The sequence below is a fragment of the Thiemannella venezuelensis genome (assembly GCF_014203605.1).
Lineage (GTDB): Bacteria > Actinomycetota > Actinomycetes > Streptosporangiales > Streptosporangiaceae > Planomonospora_A > Planomonospora_A venezuelensis.
Window position 1 is genome coordinate 1 of sequence record NZ_JACHJJ010000006.1, and the last position, 20,140, is coordinate 20,140.

Below are 20,140 nucleotides of genomic sequence, written 5' to 3' on the forward strand. Positions count from 1 at the left end.
ACGGCCGCCCACCCCCGGTCGAAGTCACTCGGAGATCATCCCACGGGCGGGGTCATGCGCAGGCCATGCACGAAGACGGAACCTGAACAGTCACCGTCTTGCGGTTAGTTCGTTCCGCTAGGATGGCAATCCATGGATGGACCTATTTTTTGCGAGCCTCACGTGGTCGACAGAGGAAACAGTGGTGTGGCCCAAACTGAACGCATCAGGGATGTGCTGTCCGTTGGGATCGCCGTCGGTGTCTTGATGTGGGGTGCTGTGGGCGTGTGGACAGCTTTCACAGTGGGAAACTACCCTTGGAATAAATGGGTGCCGTTCGCTAACGGGGCGAGTAAGGGTGTAGTGCTCGGCATGCTCGCTGCCGTTGGCGTCGCCATTCTCCTGGGAGATGGCTCCCGAGTCGGGTGGCGATGGGCCGTATTTATCAGCGCATTGATCGGCGGTGGCCTGCTAGGTACGGTCAGGGACCTCCTTGGTCCACCGACACCTGCGGTGTACTTTAAGGAGCCGATCTCAGATGAGCGATGGTACGGGCCGGTGATGCTGCTGCACTGGACCGGCAAAGTAATGCTGCCTGCTGCTGTGTGCGCTACAGTTCTGACTCTGCTCGTAGCGCGCCCTTATCGGAGGGGGCAGTCGGTCATGGCCAGCGCGGCACTCGTTCTTGCAGGTGCCATGCTGCTTCTGCTGCCGGTGATCGCCTCTATGCTCGCGCCTGAAATTCAGGGCAATGGCGAGCATACCAATGAAGGTATCGAAGCAGGCATACGCTGCTGGATCGTCGGGGCACCTGTACTGTTCGTCGGCATACTGCGGACATCCTTTCTCTGGGCTGGTCAACGCACTCAAACATGACCAAGTTCTGGTTGCCGGGTTGAGGGACCTACTCTGATCACAAGGAACGTGAGTGGTTACGGATCTCTTCCTCTCGTGATGAGGGTAAAATTGGCTATTTCGAAGCCCTGAGGAAAGCCTGCCATTCAGATGGGGTGAAGTAGAGGACTGGGCCGATGGGGTTTTTGCTGTCGCGAAGGGCGTAGGTGGCGTCTGGTTTGTGGGTGGGCCGCGGGGTGGTGGGGGCGAGTTCGGCCACCTCGACGCAGTCGCCGCCGTTGTTGCCGCTGAGGCTGGACTTACGCCACGTGAGGTCGTTCAGGTCCATCGCTGCTCTGCCGTTCTCTCGATGAGGGCCGCCGACATGCTGACCGGCAGCGCCTCCATTCGGATGGCGTCGAACAACCGCGCGGCCTCGGCCACCTCGGACGGATCGCCCGTGGTGATGCCGTGCACGGCTGTCTCGAAATACGCTACCTCGCTGCGGTCCTCGGCAGTGGCGATCGCGAAACCGGCCAGCAGGCCGATCCGCACGCAGGACAGCGGAAGCACCTGCACGCTGACCGACGGGCCGCTGATCTCCAGCAGGTGCTCCAACTGCCCGCGCATGGTCTCCCGGCTACCGACCTGGCGGTGCAGCACGGACTCATCGATCTGGTGACCAACGCCCTGCTGCACGGCACCGGCGACGACCGGGGCGAGCGGGTGACCATCCGCATGGTCGTGCACCGCGAAGCCGGGAACCTGGTGGTCGAGGTCTACGACGGCAGCATCTTCTTTCCCGTCGTCACGGCGCCCGCCGACACCGCCGAGTCCGGCCGCGGCCTGGCCCTGATCCAGATCCTCGCGGCCAACTGGGGCTACTCCCGCACGCCGTACGGCAAGTCCGTCTTCTTCGAACTCCCCGCCTGGCCCTGAACTCGGTCGCCCGCCGGAAGCCCGCACGCCCCGGCCTCCCGCATGACCAGGGCGATCTCTGCCGGAAACCGCCTGCCCTCTATGTGGTGCAGTTCACAGAACTATACTTCCGGGAAGTATAGTTCTGTATCTTTGAGTGATCAAGGGAGCCCGATGGCGAGCAAGCCGGCACGGATCTTCGACCGGGTGCGGGAGTGGCAGGGGCTCGCCGCGTTCGTCTCGGTGCCGCCCTCCGCGGTCCCCGGCGGCGCCTCCCTCGGCGTGGTCAGCGGTCGCCGCAGGCAGGGCAAGAGCTTCCTCCTCCAGGCGCTGGCCGAGGAGATGGGCGGGCTGTACTTCGCCGCCACCGAGGCCACCGAGGCGGAATCCCTCCGACTCTTCGCCGACGCCCTCACCCGGCACACCCGGGAGGTCCCGGAGCACCCCTTCCGGGACTGGAACGACGCGATCGGCCACCTGTTCCGCAGCTTCCGCGGCCGGCCGCTCCCCGTGGTCATCGACGAGTTCCCCTTCCTGTCCCGTGTCACCTCCGGCCTGCCCTCGATCATTCAGCGGGAGCTGGGGCCGGGCGGCAGCGGCAGGGAGAGCGATCTGCGGCTGCTGCTCTGCGGCTCGGCCATGTCCGTGATGGGCGGCCTCCTGGCCGGTCAGGCGCCCCTGCGGGGACGGGCCGGCCTTGAACTCGTCATCCGCCCCTTCCGCTACCGGGACGCCGCCGAGTTCTGGGGCATCACGGACCCGCGCCTGGCCGTCCTGGTCCACGCGATCGTCGGCGGCACCCCCGCCTACCGGCACGAGTTCACCCAAGGGGACGTGCCCGCCGACCTCGACGACTTCGACTCCTGGGTGGTCAGGACCGTCCTCAACCCGCAGAAGCCGCTCTTCCGCGAGGCGCGCTACCTTCTGGCCGAGGAGCCGGACATCCGCGACCCCGCCCTCTACCACTCGGTGCTGGCCGCCATCGCGAGCGGCAACACGACCAACGGCGGGATCGCGGACTACGTCGGCCGCACGTCCGACCAGCTCACCCACCCGCTCAACGTGCTCCAGGACTGCGGCCTGGTCGTCCGGGAGCCCGACCTCTTCCGCTCCGGCCGCTCCCGCTACCGCATCGTCGAACCGCTGATCACCTTCTATGAGGCGATCATGCGCCGCCGCTGGTCGGAGCTGGAGATCTACCGGGCGGAGAGCGTCTGGCGCTCGGCCCGCCCGGCCTTCCTGTCCCAGGTCGCCGGTCCGCACTTCGAGGCGCTGTGCCGGGACTTCGCCCGCGACGCCGACGAGAACCTGTACGGGGACTTCCCCTCCGAGGTCGGCTCCGGAGTGGTCGGCGACCCGGCCAACCGCACCCGGATCGAGATCGACGTGGTCGTTCTGGCCGCCCAGGAGCCGGGCCGCCCCCGCCGGGTCCTCTCCCTGGGCGAGGCCAAGTGGGGCGAGACCATGAACGGCCACCACGTCGAACGCCTGGCGCGGGCCCGCGACCTTCTCGCAGGCAAGGGCTACGACACCCGCGAGACGGTCCTGGCCTGCTATAGCGGCTCAGGCTTCACCGACGACCTGCAGACGGCCGCGGTAGAAAACGATCGCCTTCGCCTGATCAGCCTGGACTCTCTCTACGGGGATGGCTGACAGGGGTGTCCAGCGGTCCATCCGAACTCAGCCAAAATCAAGATCATTAGCTGTAAGAGTTGTACAATCCTGGGTATGAGTGAGATGCCGATCAGTGAGGCCCGCGAGCACCTTGGCGAGGTGGTCGGGCGGGCGCGTTACGCCAAGGAAGAGACTGTTCTCACCCACTATGGGCAACCGGTCGCCGTAGTGATCTCCATTGAGAAGTATCAGAAGCTCACCAAGGGTAACGACGAGGTCCCCGAATACCAGCTACCTGCCGAGATCATGGCCCAGATCGAAGAAGGACGCCGCCACCCCGAACGTCAGCGTCCCAGGCCACCCCGCGCTTCACGGAGGACCACTGACTGATGGCCGATGTCAGGTTCGACTCCGAACCCTACGTCGTCTATACCGAGCTGGAAAAACGTGTCAGCTCCGACCTGCTGGCAGGTATCGACGACGCCTTGGACCTGTTGGAGGAGGATCCCGGAGATGCACGTGTCCGTCGCCGCTCCTTCCGCGACGGTCTGTGGGGCATCCCGGTCCGCGACCGTATCGACGACTGGCTGATCGTCTGGGAATTCCACGACACCATGCCGGATGCCGTTGTGATCCGCTACTTGGGAACCGATCCCTTCGCGTGACCCGAAAAAGAGACTGATCCGGGTCACGCGCTCTCGGATGGTTCGGCGGACAGTTCGGGAACCAGACACCGCGACCTGTCGCCGTGAGAGGAGGGGAATCCTTGAACAAGGACGAACTGCGCACTTCTGCCTCGGGTGGCGTGCCGGTCACGGACGACCTGGTCGATCGCCTCGCCGAAGAGGCGGAGGCGGGTTATGACGTCGAAGTGCTCCGCAGCCGGGGAGGGCGGTGGGCCATCGGCTCGGCCGACAGGTGACTGTCGATGTACTCCTGGTTGCGCTGTCCGGCGGCGGCGACGGCTTCCTCTCCACCGGAACGCTCGACAAGGTCAGCACGAATGTCCGACCACTTCGGGAAGTCCGTCATCATCCCGCCTCCTTGGTCTCTTCCCTGGACTGGAGCTGGACGGCGCGAAGCCCGGGCTCCCGTCGTCCGGCGGTCCACCCGGGCTCACTTCCATTCCCCCCATCAGGAGGCGGCGCATTCACCGTATCCATGTCGTCGCGGCCTGTCACCTGAAATCCGGTCACCCGCCTGGTCGGGCCGTTCGGCGACCACCCTGACTCCCCGCGCACGCCGTACGGCAAGCCGGTCGTCTGCGCACCCTGTCGCCCTATCGGCCCCGTGTGTCACCATTCGTGAGTGATCAAGCTGGAGGTGCTGCGGCCCCCGACGGAGAAGCGACTCCCGGAGCGGATGGTCTTCGCGGGCCTGGCCGGGCTGGTCGCGGTGCCGGTCGCCTTCGTCGCGGCGGCGGCCCTGATATCCGCCTTCTTCCTCGACCCCGAACGGTGCGGGCACTTCGGATGACGGTGCCTGGTGCGAACAGAGCGGCCCTGTCGGGCCGGCCTTCCCCGGTGAGGTGGCTCGCTGTATGCGCGGTGCTCTTTCTCGTGACCGCCTGCTCCCCGGAGAGGGGAGGGATGACAGGGGTCTCGGTCGACGATGAGGGGCGGCTGCTGACCAATGTCGCCTGGTGCGGCGCGGCGCCCGACGGCCTTTCCGTCCACAGGGTTCCCGAGGCCGGGGTGCTGATCGCTGACGCGGAGTACGTGTCTCCTCCCCTCCGGGGTGGATTCGCTTCGGTGAGTCTCGAAGCCCCCGCCGACGGCTGGAGGATCTCCTTCGGGGATCCCGGACTGGATCCCGGCCAGACCTACAGCGTGTCCGTGTGGTCGAAGGCGAACAGCAGGACGTTCGGCTCGGTGAAGTTCACCCCGGATGCGATCCGGAGGATGCGGCCGGGACTCATACTGATCCGGCAGCACGACGAGAAGACCGGTGACGAAGTGGACGTCGTGCTGGGCCGGGCGGACTTCGTGGCCCAGGCCCAGCAGGACTGCGTCCGCTGACGGCGCCGGAAAAGCGGGGTCACGCGTGCACGCCGTACGGCGCGGGCCTATTCGATCTCGTCGGTGGTCAGCAGGGTCTCCGGGACCGGGGTCCGGCGCAGCCAGAGGGTGCCCAGCGGCGGGACGCGCAGGGCGGCGGAGTACGGCAGGCCGTGGTGCGGCTCCTCGACGGCCTCCACGGTGCCCATGTTGCCCACGCCGCTGCCGGCGTAGTCGTAGGCGTCGGTGTTGACGATCTCCTCCCACGCGCCCGGGAAGGGCAGCCCCAGGCGGTAGTCCTCGTGCGGGCCGCCGGAGAAGTTGGCCACGCAGGCCAGGGTCGAGCCGTCGGGGGCCTGCCGCAGGAAGGAGAAGACGTTCCCCGGCGCGTCGTCGGCGTCGATCCAGCGGAAGCCCTCGGGGGAGTTGTCGACCCTCCACAGCGCGGGCGTCTCCCGGTAGACCCGGTTGAGGTCGCGCACCAGCCTCTGCACGCCCTTGTGCCCGTCGAAGTCGAGCACCCACCAGTCGAGGCCGCGCTCCTCCGACCACTCCGAGCCCTGGCCGAACTCCCCGCCCATGAACAGCAGCTGCTTGCCGGGGTGCGCCCACATGAAGGCGTACAGCGCGCGCAGGTTGGCGAAGCGCTGCCACTCGTCGCCGGGCATCTTGCCCAGCAGCGAGCCCTTGCCGTGCACCACCTCGTCGTGCGAGAGCGGCAGCACGAAGTTCTCGGAGTAGGCGTACATCAGGGAGAACGTCATCTGGTGGTGGTGGTACTGCCGGAAGACCGGCTCGTGCTTGAGGTACGCGAGCGTGTCGTGCATCCAGCCCATGTTCCACTTGAACCCGAAGCCGAGGCCGCCCAGGTAGGCGGGCCTCGACACTCCCGGCCAGGCGGTCGACTCCTCGGCGATCGTGACGATGCCCGGGGCCTCGCGGTAGCAGACGGCGTTCATCTCCTTGAGGAACTCCACCGCGTCCAGGTTCTCCCGCCCGCCGTACTGGTTGGGCGTCCACTCGCCCTCGCGCCGCGAGTAGTCGAGGTAGAGCATCGAGGCGACCGCGTCCACCCGCAGGCCGTCGATGTGGAACTCCTTCAGCCAGTACAGCGCGTTGGCGACCAGGAAGTTGCGCACCTCCCGGCGGCCGAAGTCGAAGATGTAGGTGCCCCACTCCGGGTGCTCGCCGCGCGCCGGGTCGGCGTGCTCGTACAGCGGGGTGCCGTCGAAGCGGGCCAGTGCCCAGTCGTCCATCGGGAAGTGCGCGGGCACCCAGTCGAGCAGCACCCCGATCCCGGCCTCGTGCAGCTTGTCGACGAGGTGGCGGAACTCGTCGGGCGAGCCGAACCGGGCCGTCGGCGCGTAGTAGGACGTCACCTGGTAGCCCCACGAGCCGCCGAACGGGTGCTCGGCCACCGGGAGCAGCTCCACGTGGGTGAAGCCCATGTCCCGGACGTAGTCCACCAGCTCGGTCGAGAGCTCCCGGTAGGACAGGCCGGGCCGCCAGGAGGCCAGGTGCACCTCGTAGACGCTCATCGGCTCCTCCAGGGCCCGGCGCTGCGGGCGCTCCCGCATCCACGCCGCGTCCTGCCAGCCGTACACCGAGCGCTCGATCACCGACGCGGTCGCGGGCGGGACCTCGGTACGGCGGGCCATCGGGTCGGCCTTGTCCCGCCAGACGCCGTCGGAGCCGAGGATCGCGAACTTGTAGCGGTCGCCCTCCGACAGCCCGGGCACGAACAGCTCCCACACCCCGGAGCGGCCCAGCGAGCGCATCGGGTGGCCGGTCCCGTCCCAGTGGTTGAAGTCGCCGACGACCCGGACCCCGCGGGCGTTCGGCGCCCAGACGGTGAAGGCGGTGCCCTCGACGTCCTCGTGGCGCATGACCCGCGCGCCCAGCGCCTCCCAGAGCCGCTCGTGCCGCCCCTCGCCGATCAGGTGCAGGTCCACCTCGCCCAGCGTGGGCCAGTGCCGGTAGGGGTCGGCGGTCTCGTACGGCTCACCGCCCGCGTAGACGACCCGGAGCCGGTAGTCGGGGGTCTTGTCGAGGCCGGGGATCGTCACCGCGAACACCCCGTGGGCCACGTGCTCCATGTCGTGGGCCTCGTCGCCCACGACCACCTGCACCCGTTCCGCCAGCGGCCGCAGCGCCCTGAAGGTCACGCCGCCGGGCCCCGGATGCGCGCCGAGGATCGAGTGGGGATCGTGGTGGGCTCCGCCCGCCAGCCGGTCGAGATCCAGGTCCAGGTGCACGCTCATGGGTGAGTCCACTCCCGTAAGTCGGATATCCCCTAACCCTGCCCGCTTGTGGGCGTTCAACCCACGCGATTCGGGGCATGCCAGGAAAGATCTTTGCACCGGCTTCGGTACACCGTCCCGGGAAGGGGGAGATCACCGTGCCCGGGAGCGGAGGTGAGGGTTCTCCGCCGTCACGTCGCGCGGGGTGATGCGGAAGCCCTGCCAGTGGACCGGCATGGGGTCGGCGTCCTCGTCGCGGGCGACGTGGTGGTAGCTCACGTTGACCCAGAGCACGGGGTCGGTGAGCCGCTCGGAGCCGGCGTAGCGGTCGACGCTCGGCGCGCAGTCCGGGGAGGGGTTGTTGGTCGCCAGCCGCTCGCACGCGCGGTACTGGCTCACGTAGAGGTCGGCCCTGGTGAACGCCTCGTCCCGCGGCCCGCGGTACTGCGCGCTGGCGGAGTTGTTGATCTCCCAGGAGACCGGGTGCCCGTCGGCGTTGCGGCTCTCGGTGTCGACCACCCGCCACCACCGGGTCCGGCCGTTGACCGCCCTGGTCTCCTTGGTGAACCTCGTGCGGACGAGCGTGCGCGCGGCCGTGCCGGAGCCGGTGAAGTCGTACTGCTCGACGACGTCGTTCTCCCTGCCGTCGACGTCGAAGTCCAGCCGCCAGAAGATGTTGTGGCTGTGGCTCTGCTCGACGTGGCTGCCGCCCGTCCCGGTCGGCCAGCCGTGCCCGGTCTCGGCGGTGAAGCCGGACAGGGAGCCGGTCGCGCCCACGCGCGGGGTGATCGCGCCGTCGTCGGAGAACGCCCACTCGACCAGGTAGGTGTACCAGCCCACCTGGAAGGCGGAGTAGACCGCCAGGTCGTGGCCCTGGGCGGAGAGCGCCGGCTCCTCGAAGCGGGACTTCAGGTAGGCGTGGCCGCGCGGCCGGGTGGTGACGCAGACGTACTGCCCGCGGCGCTGCCCGCCGGGGCAGTCGGCGGACTGCAGCGGGACGGCGATCTCGCCGAGGGTGCCGATGTCGTGGAAGCGGGGCTCGCCGCTGTCGTAGGGCACGTGGATCTGGGCCAGGGCGGTGCTGCGCAGCACGGAGGTCTCGCGCCCGCCGGCCGGCGTGTAGGCGACGTCGGTGAGGGTGAGCCCCTCGATGGTCCGCATCTCCCAGCAGAGCCGCCAGCGCGCGCCGTTCGGCAGCCTGCGGTCGACGAGGTACGGCGCGCCGCACGCGGGGCGGGCCGGGGCCGTGCGGGAGGCGGGAGCCGTACGGGGCGGGACCGCGCGGGCGGGGACGGTGCCCGCCGGGGCGGTGCCGGTGCCGGAGGGGACTTCACGGGCCTCACGGGCCTCGCGGGCCTCGCGGGTCTCACGGCCGGCGGTGGCGCCGCCGGCGGCCGGGACGCCCGCCAGGCCGGCGGCCAGCGCGAGGAGGAGAAGGGTCAGGGGGAGCCGCACGGTCACCATTCCAGGGCGATGATCTTCTTGGCGGACAGGTCGACGGCGATCCGGGTGGTGTCCAGCCACGTCCCGTCCGGAAGCCGGGCGAAGAGCCGCACGCAGCGGTGGGTGCGGCAGGCCGCCGCGGCCGCGCCGTGCCGCCGCGGCGTGTAGACCAGTGCCCGCAGGCCCAGGTCGGAGGCCGAGCGCAGGGGCCTGCCCGCGGCCTCGGCGTAGGCGGCCCGGATCCGCTTCCCGTGCCCGGGGTCGGCCAGCAGCAGCTCCGCGGCCCTGGCCTCCTCCGTCCTGGACGGGGGAGGCCGCACGCCCCGGCCCGCGCTCTCGGCCACGACCTCGCCCCGGCCGAGGTCCACGGTCCGCACGATGAGCCGGTCGGTGCCGTAGTCGTAGATGTAGGCGTCGGCGCGGCGCAGGTGGGCGGCGGCCTTGTCGTCGTCGCGCTCGACGTAGAGGAGTTCGACCCGCCCGGTCGACATGCGCGTGCGCAGCGTGGCGGAGGCGATCTCGCCCGCCCGCGCGATCTCGTCGCCGGTCAGCGGGTCTCCCGGGGCCGGTGGCCGGAGGGCGGAGCGGGCGGCCTGCGGCCCCTGGTCGCCGGCGGCCAGGAGGAGCGATCCCGCCAGGGCGAGCACTCCCATGCCCGCGAGCGCCACCGCGGTCCGGCCTCGCCCCATGACGGCTCCTTTACTCGTCGCGTACTTTCGTATGCGAAGAGTAATGGTTTCCGTGATGATGGGCGGGGTGAATTCAGTGGCCGAAGGCGGCGAGCGGGATGGGGAGCCAGGAGGGGCGGTTGCGCGCCTCGTAGACCACCTCGTAGACGGCCTTGGCCAGTTCCAGGGAGCGGAGCAGGACGGCGTCCTCGCCGCGCAGCCGCCCGCCGCCCGCCGAGTAGCCGGCCAGGAACGACGAGCGGTTGAGCTCGGCCCACTCGACCGCCCGCGGGAGCAGGTCCTCGGCCGCGTCGTGGTCGGCCAGCAGGTGCCGGGCGGCGTAGTCGAACGAGCGGAGCATCCCGGCCACGTCGCGCAGCGGAGAGCTCAGCGCGCGGCGCTCGGCCAGCGGCTGGCCCGGCTCGCCCTCGAAGTCGAGCACGATCCAGTCGGTGGGGGTGCGCATCACCTGGCCGAGGTGGTAGTCGCCGTGCACCCGCTGGACCGGGACGTCGTGGGCCACGGCGGCCACCCGCCGGTAGGCCTCCTCGGCGACGTGGGCGTGCTCGGCCAGCTCGGGGACCTCGGCGACGGCCTGCTCCAGCTTGCGGCGCTGGTCGTCGACCATGCGCCTGACCTCGGCCGCGTCCATCACGCCGGTCGGGAAGGCGGCGGCCATCTCGTGGTGGACCTCGGCGGTGGCCGTGCCGAGCCGGAAGGACTCGGCGCTGAAGTCGCCGCCCGCGTCGGAGGCCGACTCCTCCATGGAGGCGTACAGGTCGCGCACGCTCGCCAGTGCCAGCGCCCAGCCGTCGTTGGCGTTGGAGAGGAACTCCTGGGTCATCGCGAGCGTGGTGGGCTCGCCGTCGAGGTCGGTCTCGATCCAGCCGTACGGCTGCGCGATGTGCGCCGCCTTGCGCAGCGCCAGCGCGTTGACGATCTCCAGTTCGGGGTTGACGCCCGGGATCAGGCGGCGGAACAGCTTGCAGATGTAGGTCTCGCCGTACACCAGGGAGGTGTTGGACTGCTCGGCGCCGAGCACCAGGCTCCGCGGCGAGCTGTCGATGTGCACGCCCTCCAGGTGGCGGAAGCGCAGCGGGCCGATGTCGCGCCCGTCGGACATCGCCTCCAGCAGCACGCCGGTCAGGTCGGCGTCGTGGGCGGCGTCGTAGAGGCCGTCGCCGATCTGCGCGTGCCGGAGCCTGTCGGGCAGGTCGCTTTCGCAGCAGCCGAGCAGGATCTGGTAGCGGTCCCGGGCGCCGTTCTGGCGGACCGAGACGATGAGGTGGCGCAGGCCGGGGGCGAGTTCGACGTCGGAGTCGACGGCGAGCCCGTCGATCGGACGCCCCTTACCGGCGAACCAGCGCTGGTGCGTCATCCATCCGGTAAGGAGCTCCGTCAACATGGCCTACGCCTCCTGAGTCGCGGGTGGCAGGGTGAACCAGTAGAACCCATGCCCAGGAAGCGTCAAAAGATACGGAAGTTCGCCAATCGGCGGAAACGGGACCCCACCCATGGTCTCCACCGGGACCGAGCCCTCGAAGCGGCGCAGGTCCAGCTCGACCGGCTGGGGGAAGCGGGAGAGGTTGTTGACGCAGAGCATCCGGTCGTTGCCGAGCTCGCGCACGTACGCCAGCACGCTGGGGTTGGAGGAGTTCAGCTCGGCGAAGTCGCCGAGGCCGAAGACCGGGTGGCGCTTGCGGATCTCGATCATCCGCTTGGTCCAGTGCAGCAGGGAGCCGCTGCTCTTCTGCTGCGCCTCCACGTTGATCGCCTGGTAGCCGTAGATCGGGTCCATGATGACCGGCAGGTAGAGCCGGCCCGGGTCGCAGTCGGAGAACCCGGCGTTGCGGTCGGGGCTCCACTGCATCGGGGTCCGCACGCCGTCGCGGTCGCCGAGCCAGATGTTGTCGCCCATGCCGATCTCGTCGCCGTAGTAGAGCACGGGGGAGCCGGGCAGGGAGAGCAGCAGCGCGGTGAACAGCTCGATCTGGTTGCGGTCGTTCTCCAGCAGCGGCGCCAGGCGGCGCCGGATGCCCACGTTGGCGCGCATCCGGGGGTCCTTGGCGTACTCGGAGTACATGTAGTCGCGCTCGTCGTCGGTCACCATCTCGAGCGTGAGCTCGTCGTGGTTGCGCAGGAAGATGCCCCACTGGCAGTGCTCGGGGATCTTCGGCGTCTGGGCCAGGATCTCCGAGATCGGGTAGCGCGACTCCCTGCGCACGGCCATGAAGATGCGCGGCATGAGCGGGAAGTGGAAGGCCATGTGGCACTCGTCGCCCCCGGTGGCGGGGTCGCCGAAGTACTCGACCACGTCGGCCGGCCACTGGTTGGCCTCTGCCAGCAGCACCCGGTCCGGGTAGAGCCGGTCCACCTCGGCCCGGACCCGCTTGAGGTACTCGTGGGTCCGGGGGAGGTTCTCGCAGTTGGTGCCCTCGGCCTCGAACAGGTAGGGGATGGCGTCCATCCGGAACCCGTCGATGCCCAGGTCCAGCCAGAAGCGCAGCACCTCCAGCATCGCGTTCTGCACGTCCGGGTTCTCGTAGTTGAGGTCCGGCTGGTGGTGGAAGAAGCGGTGCCAGTAGTACTGCTGGCGCACCGGGTCGTAGGTCCAGTTGGACGTCTCGGTGTCGATGAAGATGATCCGGGCGTCCTTGTACTGCTCGTCGGTGTCGCTCCACACGTAGAAGTCGCCGAACGGGCCCTCGGGGTCGTGCCGGGAGGCCTGGAACCAGGGGTGGGCGTCGCTGGTGTGGTTCATCACCAGGTCGGCGATGACGCGCATGCCCCGCTTGTGGGCCTCGTCGACCAGCTTGACGAAGTCTCCCAGGTCGCCGAAGTCGGGCAGGATCTTCATGAAGTCCGCGATGTCGTAGCCGCCGTCGCGCAGCGGGGACTCGTACAGCGGCAGCAGCCACAGGCAGTCCACACCCAGCCACTGGAGGTAGTCCAGCTTCTGGATGAGGCCGCGGATGTCTCCGGTGCCGTCTCCGTTGGAGTCGGCGAATCCCCGGATCAGCACCTCGTAGAAGACCGCGCGCTTGAACCAGTAGGGATCGCGCGGCTCCTCCTCGTCGAAGGTGTTCGGAATGGGCTCGGACAAATGACTCACGTAGGACTCCCCGCTGCTCTGCCGTATCACGCCCGGCCGGCCTACCTGTGGCCCGCCGCCGGGCGCAGGGTGAGGATGTGCGCCGGGTGGATGTGGGGATCGAGGCGCACGTAGTTCGACTGCCGCCAGCGGTACGACTCGCCGGAGAGCTCGTCGTCGACGACGAACTCGGCATGCCAGTCGAGACCGAGGGCGGGCATGTCCAGGGACACCGTCGCCTCGTGGGTGTGGTGCGGATCGAGATTGACGACTGCCAGAACGACGTCGCCCAGGCCGTGCCGTCGTGAGGCCGTGTCGTGGGAGCCCGGGAGCCGCTTGGAGAAGCAGACGAGATCCGGGTGGTCGACGCTGTGGAACCGTAGATTACGCAATTCCTGCAGGGCCGGGTGGGCTCTTCGGAACAAATTCAGCTGCGTGATGAACGGCGCCAGGCTTCGCCCTTCTCGTTCCGCTTCATCCCAATTACGCGGTCTATACTGATATTTTTCGCTATCAAGGTATTCTTCACTGCCGGGACGGACCGGGACGTTCTCCGCGAGCTCGTAGCCTGCGTACACGCCCCAGGTGGGCGCGGCCAGTGCCGCGAGGACCGCTCTGATGCGGAATGCCGGAACACCCCCGTGCTGAAGGTATTCGTGAAGAATGTCCGGAGTGTTAACGAACACGTTCGGCCGCATGAAATGCGAGGTCTCGTGGGAGAGCTCGCTGAGATAGCTCTCGACGTCGCTCTTGGAGTTCTTCCACGTGTAGTACGTGTACGACTGGTGGAACCCGACCTTCGCCAGCGCCTGCATCATCGCCGGCCGGGTGAACGCCTCCGCCAGGAACAGCACGTCGGGGTCGGTGGTGTGGACGTCGGCCAGCAGCCGCTCCCAGAACGCCACCGGCTTGGTGTGCGGGTTGTCCACCCGGAAGATCCGCACGCCGTGGTCCATCCACACCTTCACCACCCGCTTGACCTCGGCGTAGATGCCCTCCGGGTCGTTGTCGAAGTTGAGCGGGTAGATGTCCTGGTACTTCTTCGGCGGGTTCTCCGCGTACGCGATCGAGCCGTCGGCGCGGATGTTGAACCACTCCGGGTGGTCCCTGACCCACGGATGGTCGGGCGAGCACTGCAGGGCCAGGTCGAGGGCGATCTCCATGCCGAGCTCGCGGGCCCGGCCCACGAAGGCGTCGAAGTCCTCGAAGGTGCCGAGGTCGGGGTGGATCGCGTCGTGCCCGCCCTCCTCGGAGCCGATCGCCCACGGCGAGCCCGGGTCGTACGGCTCGGGCGTCAGCGTGTTGTTGCGCCCCTTGCGGAAGCTGTGCCCGATCGGGTGGATCGGCGGCAGGTAGACGACGTCGAAACCCATCCTCGCCACGGCGGGCAGCCGCTCGGTCGCGGTCCTGAAGGTCCCCGACTTCGGGGCGGCGTCCCGCTCGACGATCGCCCCCTCGGAACGGGGGAAGAACTCGTACCAGGACCCGAACAGCGCCCGGCGCCGGTGGACCACGACCGCGTGCCGGGGCGACTTCGTCACCAGGTCGCGCAGCGGGTGCGCGCGCAGCAGCTCGGCCGTCTCCGGGAGCTGCGCCACGGCGAACCGGGCCCGCGGGTCGATGGCCTCGTCGCGCAGCCGGGCCGCCACCGCCTGGAGCGCCGCCCGGTGCCCGCACGCGCCGTTGCCGTTGCGGTGCCCGTTGCCGTTACCGCCGCCGTTGCGGTGGCCGGCGCCGCCCGAGTGCCCGGTGCTCTCGCTCGCGTGCGAGCCGTTCCCGCCCGGCTCGTCCTCGTCGGCCTCGCCGTACCTGGCCGCGCAGTCGGCGGGCCGTACGGCCTTCGCCGCGCGCTCGAAGAGCCTGGCGCCCTCCTCGCACATCAGGTCGGCGTCCATGCCCCGCGGGATCTTGATGCCCGCGTCGTGCATCCAGGTGGCCACGGGATCGCTCCACGCCTCGACGCGGAAGTTCCAGGTGCCCTCGGTGGGCAGCGTCACCTCCACGCCCCAGCGGTCGGTTCCGGGGGCCAGCTCGTGCATGCGCAGCAGCGGCCCGCGCACGCCGTCCGGGCCGATCAGCACGGCGCCGGCGGCCACCGCGTCGTGTCCCTCGCGGAACACGACGGCGGTGATCTCGAAGGTCTCACCCGCTGCGGCCTTGGCGGGCCGGCGCCCGCCCTCGACGGTGGGGTGAATGTCCTGGATAGGGATTCGTCCGATCATCGCGTCTCACGGTAGCGACGGCACACCCGGTACCGCCGGGAGGTTTCGGGCAAGAAAGACCCTTGCTTCTTCAAGCATCCTTTTGGCCGGCCCCGGGGCATGACGGCGCACTGTCCCCGTGTGGACGGCCGGATCCCGGGGACAGGTCGGTGTTCATAGGTTGGGTTGCCCCAATAGTCGCCCTTCATGCGTGCCCGCGGAAGAGGCCGCCCTTTCCTTTCGGAGCAGATCTTTCGTCGGTCCGCGCGCCCGGCGCGTCGTGTTTGGACCGGTGCGATAGCGGTGAGGGGGAGACGCGTGAGCATTCTGGTCGCCCTCGTGGCGTTGAGTAACTAGGGTCTGGCAGCGTGAGAGCAATCCGCAGGTTCACCGTCCGAACCGTCCTTCCTTCGGAGCTGGCCTCTCTCGGCGAGCTCGTGCAGAACCTCCGCTGGTCCTGGCACCCCGAGACGCTCGACCTGTTCGCCGAGGTCGATCCGGTCACCTGGGAACGGGTCGGCCACGACCCGGTGGCGCTGCTGGGCGCGGTCGAGCCCGAGCGCCTGCGCGAGCTGGCCGCCGACCGCCGGTTCCTGCGGCGGCTCGCCGACGCCGCCGACGACCTGCGCGAGTACATGACCGCCCCGCGGTGGTACCAGTCCATGCCGGACGCCGCCCGGGCCATCGGCTACTTCTCGCCGGAGTACGGCATCGCCTCCGCGCTCCCGCAGTACTCCGGGGGCCTGGGCATCCTCGCCGGCGACCACCTCAAGGCGGCCAGCGACCTCGGCGTGCCGATCCTCGCGGTCGGCCTGCTCTACCGGCACGGCTACTTCACCCAGTCCCTCTCGCCCGAGGGCTGGCAGCTGGAGCACTACCCCTCGCTCGACCCCGGGGGCCTGCCGCTGACGCTCCTGAAGGAGGAGGACGGCACGCCCGTCCGGATCCGGATCGGCCTGCCCGAGCACCGCGTGCTCCACGCCCAGCTCTGGGTGGCGCAGGTGGGCCGGGTCCCGCTGCTGCTGCTCGACTCCGACGTGGCCGAGAACGACAACGCCGAGCGCGACGTCACCGACCGCCTGTACGGCGGCGGCACCGACCACCGCCTCAAGCAGGAGCTGCTGCTCGGCATCGGCGGCGTGCGCGCCATCCGCGCCTACTGCCGGATCACCGGCCACCCCGAGCCCGAGGTGTTCCACACCAACGAGGGCCACGCCGGCTTCCTCGGCCTGGAGCGCATCCGCGAGCTCACCGAGGCCAGGCTCTCCTTCGAGGAGGCGCTGGAGGCCGTGCGGGCCGGGACCGTCTTCACCACCCACACCCCCGTCCCCGCCGGCATCGACCGCTTCCCGACCGAGCTGATCGCCCGCCAGTTCGGCGGCGAGAACTCCTGGCCCACCGTCCCGGTCGACCGCATCCTGGCGCTCGGCGCCGAGGAGGAGCCCGGCAAGTTCAACATGGCCGCGATGGGCATGCGCCTGGCCCAGCGGGTCAACGGCGTCTCGGAGCTGCACGGCGAGGTCAGCCGGGAGATGTTCCAGGGGCTCTGGCCGGGCTTCGACGTGGCCGAGGTGCCGATCGGCTCGATCACCAACGGCGTGCACGCCCCCACCTGGGTCGGCCGGGAGATCATGGAGCTGGCCGGGCGGGAGCTGCCCTCGCTGGTGGACCGGGCCCAGGGCTGGGAGGGCGTGAGCAAGATCTCCGACGAGGAGATCTGGGGCATCCGCGGCAGGCTCCGCGCCCGCCTCGTCGAGGCGGCCCGGGTCCGGCTCCGCCGCTCCTGGATCGACCGCGGCGCCTCGACCGCCGAGCTCGGCTGGATCGACGACGCCCTCGACCCGGAGGTGCTGACCATCGGCTTCGCCCGCCGGGTGCCCTCCTACAAGCGCCTGACCCTGATGCTCTCGGACCCGGTACGGCTCCGCGGCCTCCTGCTCGACCCCGACAAGCCGGTCCAGATCGTGATCGCGGGCAAGGCGCACCCGGCCGACGAGGGCGGCAAGAAGCTCATCCAGCAGATCGTGAAGTTCGCCGACCAGGAGGGCGTGCGGCACCGCATCGTCTTCCTGCCCGACTACGACATGGCCCTCGGCCAGCTCATGGTCCAGGGCTGCGACGTGTGGATGAACAACCCGCTGCGCCCCCTGGAGGCCTGCGGGACCAGCGGCATGAAGGCCGCGCTCAACGGCGGGCTCAACCTGTCGATCCGCGACGGCTGGTGGGACGAGTGGTACGACGGCACCAACGGCTGGGCCATCCCCACCGCCGACGGCGTCGCCGACCCCGACCGCCGCGACGAGCTGGAGGCCGCCGCGCTCTACGACCTGATCGACCACGAGGTGGCCGACCGGTTCTACGACCGGCCCGCCGACGGCCTGCCCCGCCGCTGGCTGGAGATGGTCCGCCACACCCTGTCCTCGCTGGGTCCCAAGGTCCTGGCCGGCCGGATGCTCCGCGACTACGTCGTCGGCCTCTACGTCCCCGCCGCGAAGTCGGCGCGGGTCCTGACGGCCGACGGCAACGAGCAGGCCAAGGGCTTCGCCGCCTGGAAGCTCCGGGTCGGCCGGGCCTGGCCGGGCGTCCGGGTCGAGCACGTCGAGGCCGCCGGGCTGGGCGACACCCCCGAGGTCGGGGCCGCGCTGGAGCTGCGGGCCACGATCGCCCTGGGCGAGCTGGAGCCCGGCGACATCCAGGTCCAGGCCGCCTACGGCCGGGTGGGCCTCCACGACGAGCTGGTCGCGCCCGCCTACGCGCCGCTGAGCGTCGAGTCCCAGGGCGACGACGGCAGGGCCGTGTTCACCGGCACGATCCCGCTGGAGCGCACCGGGGCCTTCGGCTACACCGTCCGCGCCGTCCCGGCCCACCATCTGATGGCGGCCCCCGCCGAGCTCGGCCTGATCGCCGTGCCGGAGGAGCCCGCCGGCATGACCAACGGCACCCTCCGCTGATGGGAGCCACCGGGTAGCCGACCGGGCGGACTCGGTGCCTGGCAGCCGCTGACCCGATCCGACCCGGCCTGGCCGCGGCCGGTCGTTCCGCAGCGGCGAAGACCGTGATGGAGAATGCCGGGTATGACCGCGGATCATGCCCGGCGATCGGAGATCGTGCGCAGGACGATCGTCACCGGTGCCCTCGGCGGCGCCGGGACAGGACTGGTGATGCTCGTGCTCACCGGCCTCCTGCTGCGGGACCTCGGGCTGCTCGACTTCGACGAGATGCTGCCCCAGCTGTGGCAGACGAGCTTCTTCTCCATCGTGCTCGGCCTGCTCGCGGGGGTCGTCGCCGCGCTGCCCGTCGCGGCGGTCATGGCGCTCGCGGTCCGTTGGCTGGCCGTACGCCGGGTGCGGGCGCAACTGGTGTGCGCGTCCGCGTGCGCGGTCGCCGCCGTCGTGCTGACGGGGGTGATCATCATGCTGGTTGCCGGGACGGCCCCCTGGGAGTGGTTCGCAGCCCACCCCGCTCCCTGGGTCCCGGTGGTGGCGGCGGCGGGCCTCGGAAGCTGGCGCGGGCCGTACCTGGTCGCCGGCCGTTCGGCGGCCGGATCTGCTGCGCCCGGACGGTCTCCAGGCGCCTGAGCCGGAGGACGTCCTCCGGGACGGATAGGGTTCTCCGCCATGCGGACAAGTGCTGACCTCGTGGTGCTGGGCGCCGGACCGTCCGGCCTGGCGGCGGCGTGGCGGGCGGCCCGGCGCGGGCTCTCGGTGACGGTGCTGGAGCGGGCCGGGCACGTGGGCGGGCTGTCGGCGAGCTTCGAGGTGGCCGGGATCCGGGTCGACCACGGCAGCCACCGGCTCCATCCGGCCACCCCGCCGCACCTGCTGGCGGACCTGCGCCGCCTGCTCGGCGACGACCTGCAGACCCGCCCGCGCAACGGCCGCCTCCGGATCGCCGGGCGGTTCGTCGGCTTCCCGCTGCGGGCCGGGGAACTGGCCAGGCGCCTTCCTCCGGGACTGCTGGCCGCAGTGGCCCGGGACGCGGTGACGGCGCCGCTGCGGAGCGGGGGCCGCGGCTTTCCGGAGGCGCCCGGGGGCGGAAGCCGTACGGTCCGGGGCGGAGACCGGGCGGACACCTATGCCGGGGCGCTGCGCGCGAGCCTCGGCCCCGCCCTCTACGACGCGCTCTACGCGCCCTACGCGGTGAAGCTCTGGGGGCTGCCGGGCGAGGAGATCGACGGGGACCAGGCCCGCAGGCGGGTCACCGCCGACAGCCCGTGGAAGATCGCCAAGAGGATCCTGCGCGGGCAGCCGGGCGGGCAGGGGAAGATCTTCCACTACCCCCGCCGCGGGTTCGGCCAGATCGTCGACGCGCTCGCCGAGGCCGCCGTCGCCGCCGGGGCGGAGATCCGCCTCGGTACGGCCTGCACCCGCATCGAGCCCGCCGAGGGCTCGGTGGTCCTGCGCACGTCCGCAGGGCCCGCCCTGCCGGAGGCCGCGCCCGGCCGCACGGAAGGTGCGGCGGGCGGGCCCGCGGGAGAAGCCGCAGGGCCGGACACGGCGGGCGGGCGCATCGAGGCCGGGAGGGTGTTCTCCACGATCCCGATGCCCGCCCTGGCCCGGCTGGTGGAGCCCGGACCGCCGGAGGAGGTCGTCCGGGCGGCGGGGCGGCTCGCGTTCCGGGCGATGGTGCTGGTCTACGCGGTGCACGAGGGCGGCCGGTGGACGCCGTACGACGCGCACTACCTGCCGGGCCCGGACACGCCGGTGACCCGGATCTCCGAGCCGGCCAACTACCGCGTGAGCGCCGACGACCCGGCCGGCCGCACCGTGCTCTGCTTCGAGATCCCGTGCGCGGCCGGCGACGGGATCTGGGCGACGGAGGACTTCTCCGGCCTGGTCGACGAGACCCTCGCCGCCTCCGGCCTGCCCCCGGTCGACCTGGCCGACCTGGTCGTACGGCGGGTGCCGCATGTCTACCCGGTCTACGCGACCGGGTACGCCGCCCACCTGGCGGGCCTGGACGCCTGGGCCGCGACCGTCCCGAACGTGACCACCTTCGGCCGCCTCGGGCTGTTCGCGCACGACAACACCCACCACGCCATGGCCATGGGCTACGACGCCGTCGACGCCCTGACCGCGACCGGCTGGGACGCCTCCGCCTGGCGGGCCGCCCGCGCCCGCTTCTCCGCCCACGTCGTCGAGGACTGATTCCGGCC

General features: G+C 70.3%; 19 protein-coding genes. 11 read left to right on the top strand and 8 right to left on the bottom strand.

The genetic code is table 11. The features are described from left to right. Positions 1–186 precede the first annotated feature (186 nt). Positions 187–855: a hypothetical protein gene (locus tag FHS22_RS11105; protein WP_184940803.1), complete on the top strand. Its 669-nt coding sequence runs from the start codon at positions 187–189 to the stop codon at positions 853–855. A gap of 94 nt (positions 856–949) precedes the next feature. On the opposite strand, the gene FHS22_RS11110 is transcribed toward FHS22_RS11105, so the two are convergent. Both FHS22_RS11110 and FHS22_RS11115 read right to left on the bottom strand, forming a co-directional pair. Continuing rightward, positions 950–1,162: a DUF397 domain-containing protein gene (locus tag FHS22_RS11110; RefSeq protein WP_184940805.1), complete on the bottom strand. Its 213-nt coding sequence runs from the start codon at positions 1,160–1,162 to the stop codon at positions 950–952. Then, a complete protein-coding gene (locus FHS22_RS11115) occupies positions 1,153–1,476 on the bottom strand; it encodes a Scr1 family TA system antitoxin-like transcriptional regulator (protein ID WP_184940806.1) in 324 nt (107 codons plus the stop codon). Before FHS22_RS11115 ends, FHS22_RS11110 begins: the two co-directional genes overlap by 10 nt. Between FHS22_RS11115 and FHS22_RS11120 the strand changes: the two genes are divergently transcribed. The 7 genes from FHS22_RS11120 (at position 1,468) to FHS22_RS11150 (ending at position 5,363) form a co-directional block, all read left to right on the top strand. Then, positions 1,468–1,752: an ATP-binding protein gene (locus tag FHS22_RS11120; RefSeq protein WP_184940808.1), complete on the top strand. Its 285-nt coding sequence runs from the start codon at positions 1,468–1,470 to the stop codon at positions 1,750–1,752. The two genes, FHS22_RS11115 and FHS22_RS11120, sit on opposite strands and share 9 nt — an antisense overlap. Before the next feature lie 153 nt (positions 1,753–1,905). After that, the gene (locus FHS22_RS11125) at positions 1,906–3,384 is read left to right on the top strand and encodes an AAA family ATPase (protein ID WP_184940810.1); all 1,479 of its coding nucleotides are present in this window, start codon (positions 1,906–1,908) and stop codon (positions 3,382–3,384) included. Positions 3,385–3,459: 75 nt separating this feature from the next. Beyond that, on the top strand, positions 3,460–3,735 hold the full coding sequence (locus FHS22_RS11130) for a type II toxin-antitoxin system Phd/YefM family antitoxin (protein WP_221473522.1): 276 nt from the start codon (positions 3,460–3,462) through the stop codon (positions 3,733–3,735). Beyond that, positions 3,735–4,010 (top strand): hypothetical protein, encoded by a 276-nt coding sequence (locus tag FHS22_RS11135; protein ID WP_184940812.1) that lies wholly within the window; start codon positions 3,735–3,737, stop codon positions 4,008–4,010. Before FHS22_RS11130 ends, FHS22_RS11135 begins: the two co-directional genes overlap by 1 nt. Before the next feature lie 101 nt (positions 4,011–4,111). After that, positions 4,112–4,267 (top strand): hypothetical protein, encoded by a 156-nt coding sequence (locus tag FHS22_RS11140; protein WP_221473523.1) that lies wholly within the window; start codon positions 4,112–4,114, stop codon positions 4,265–4,267. A gap of 386 nt (positions 4,268–4,653) precedes the next feature. After that, positions 4,654–4,821 (top strand): hypothetical protein, encoded by a 168-nt coding sequence (locus FHS22_RS11145; RefSeq protein ID WP_184940814.1) that lies wholly within the window; start codon positions 4,654–4,656, stop codon positions 4,819–4,821. Between the two features lie 47 nt (positions 4,822–4,868). Then, entirely contained in the window at positions 4,869–5,363 is a 495-nt protein-coding gene (locus tag FHS22_RS11150; RefSeq protein ID WP_184940815.1) for a DM13 domain-containing protein, read from the top strand. Positions 5,364–5,410: 47 nt separating this feature from the next. Here FHS22_RS11150 and glgB read toward each other — a convergent pair whose 3' ends face one another. The 6 genes from glgB to FHS22_RS11180 form a co-directional block, all read right to left on the bottom strand. Beyond that, the gene (gene glgB / locus FHS22_RS11155) at positions 5,411–7,603 is read right to left on the bottom strand and encodes a 1,4-alpha-glucan branching protein GlgB (protein WP_184940817.1); all 2,193 of its coding nucleotides are present in this window, start codon (positions 7,601–7,603) and stop codon (positions 5,411–5,413) included. Positions 7,604–7,735: 132 nt separating this feature from the next. Next, positions 7,736–9,037: a copper amine oxidase gene (locus FHS22_RS11160; protein ID WP_338047710.1), complete on the bottom strand. Its 1,302-nt coding sequence runs from the start codon at positions 9,035–9,037 to the stop codon at positions 7,736–7,738. A 2-nt stretch (positions 9,038–9,039) separates the two neighbouring features. Continuing rightward, a complete protein-coding gene (locus FHS22_RS11165) occupies positions 9,040–9,714 on the bottom strand; it encodes a Tat pathway signal sequence domain protein (RefSeq protein WP_184940820.1) in 675 nt (224 codons plus the stop codon). 73 nt (positions 9,715–9,787) lie between these two features. Further along, positions 9,788–11,098, bottom strand: coding sequence for a maltokinase N-terminal cap-like domain-containing protein (locus tag FHS22_RS11170; protein ID WP_184940822.1), 1,311 nt, complete (start codon positions 11,096–11,098; stop codon positions 9,788–9,790). Between the two features lie 3 nt (positions 11,099–11,101). Then, a complete protein-coding gene (treS, locus tag FHS22_RS11175; protein ID WP_184940824.1) occupies positions 11,102–12,805 on the bottom strand; it encodes a maltose alpha-D-glucosyltransferase in 1,704 nt (567 codons plus the stop codon). Positions 12,806–12,846: 41 nt separating this feature from the next. Then, positions 12,847–15,006: an alpha-1,4-glucan--maltose-1-phosphate maltosyltransferase gene (locus tag FHS22_RS11180; protein WP_184940826.1), complete on the bottom strand. Its 2,160-nt coding sequence runs from the start codon at positions 15,004–15,006 to the stop codon at positions 12,847–12,849. A gap of 347 nt (positions 15,007–15,353) precedes the next feature. Here FHS22_RS11180 and glgP point away from each other — a divergent pair, with 347 nt between their 5' ends. From glgP to FHS22_RS11195, 3 genes are all read left to right on the top strand, one after another. Then, on the top strand, positions 15,354–17,936 hold the full coding sequence (gene glgP / locus FHS22_RS11185) for an alpha-glucan family phosphorylase (protein ID WP_184940827.1): 2,583 nt from the start codon (positions 15,354–15,356) through the stop codon (positions 17,934–17,936). Between the two features lie 123 nt (positions 17,937–18,059). Continuing rightward, positions 18,060–18,563, top strand: a complete 504-nt coding sequence (locus FHS22_RS11190; protein ID WP_184940829.1) for a hypothetical protein — start codon at positions 18,060–18,062, stop codon at positions 18,561–18,563. A gap of 39 nt (positions 18,564–18,602) precedes the next feature. Next, complete coding sequence (locus tag FHS22_RS11195) at positions 18,603–20,132, top strand: protoporphyrinogen/coproporphyrinogen oxidase (protein WP_184940830.1); 1,530 nt, start codon at positions 18,603–18,605, stop codon at positions 20,130–20,132. The last annotated feature ends 8 nt before the right edge of the window (positions 20,133–20,140 follow it).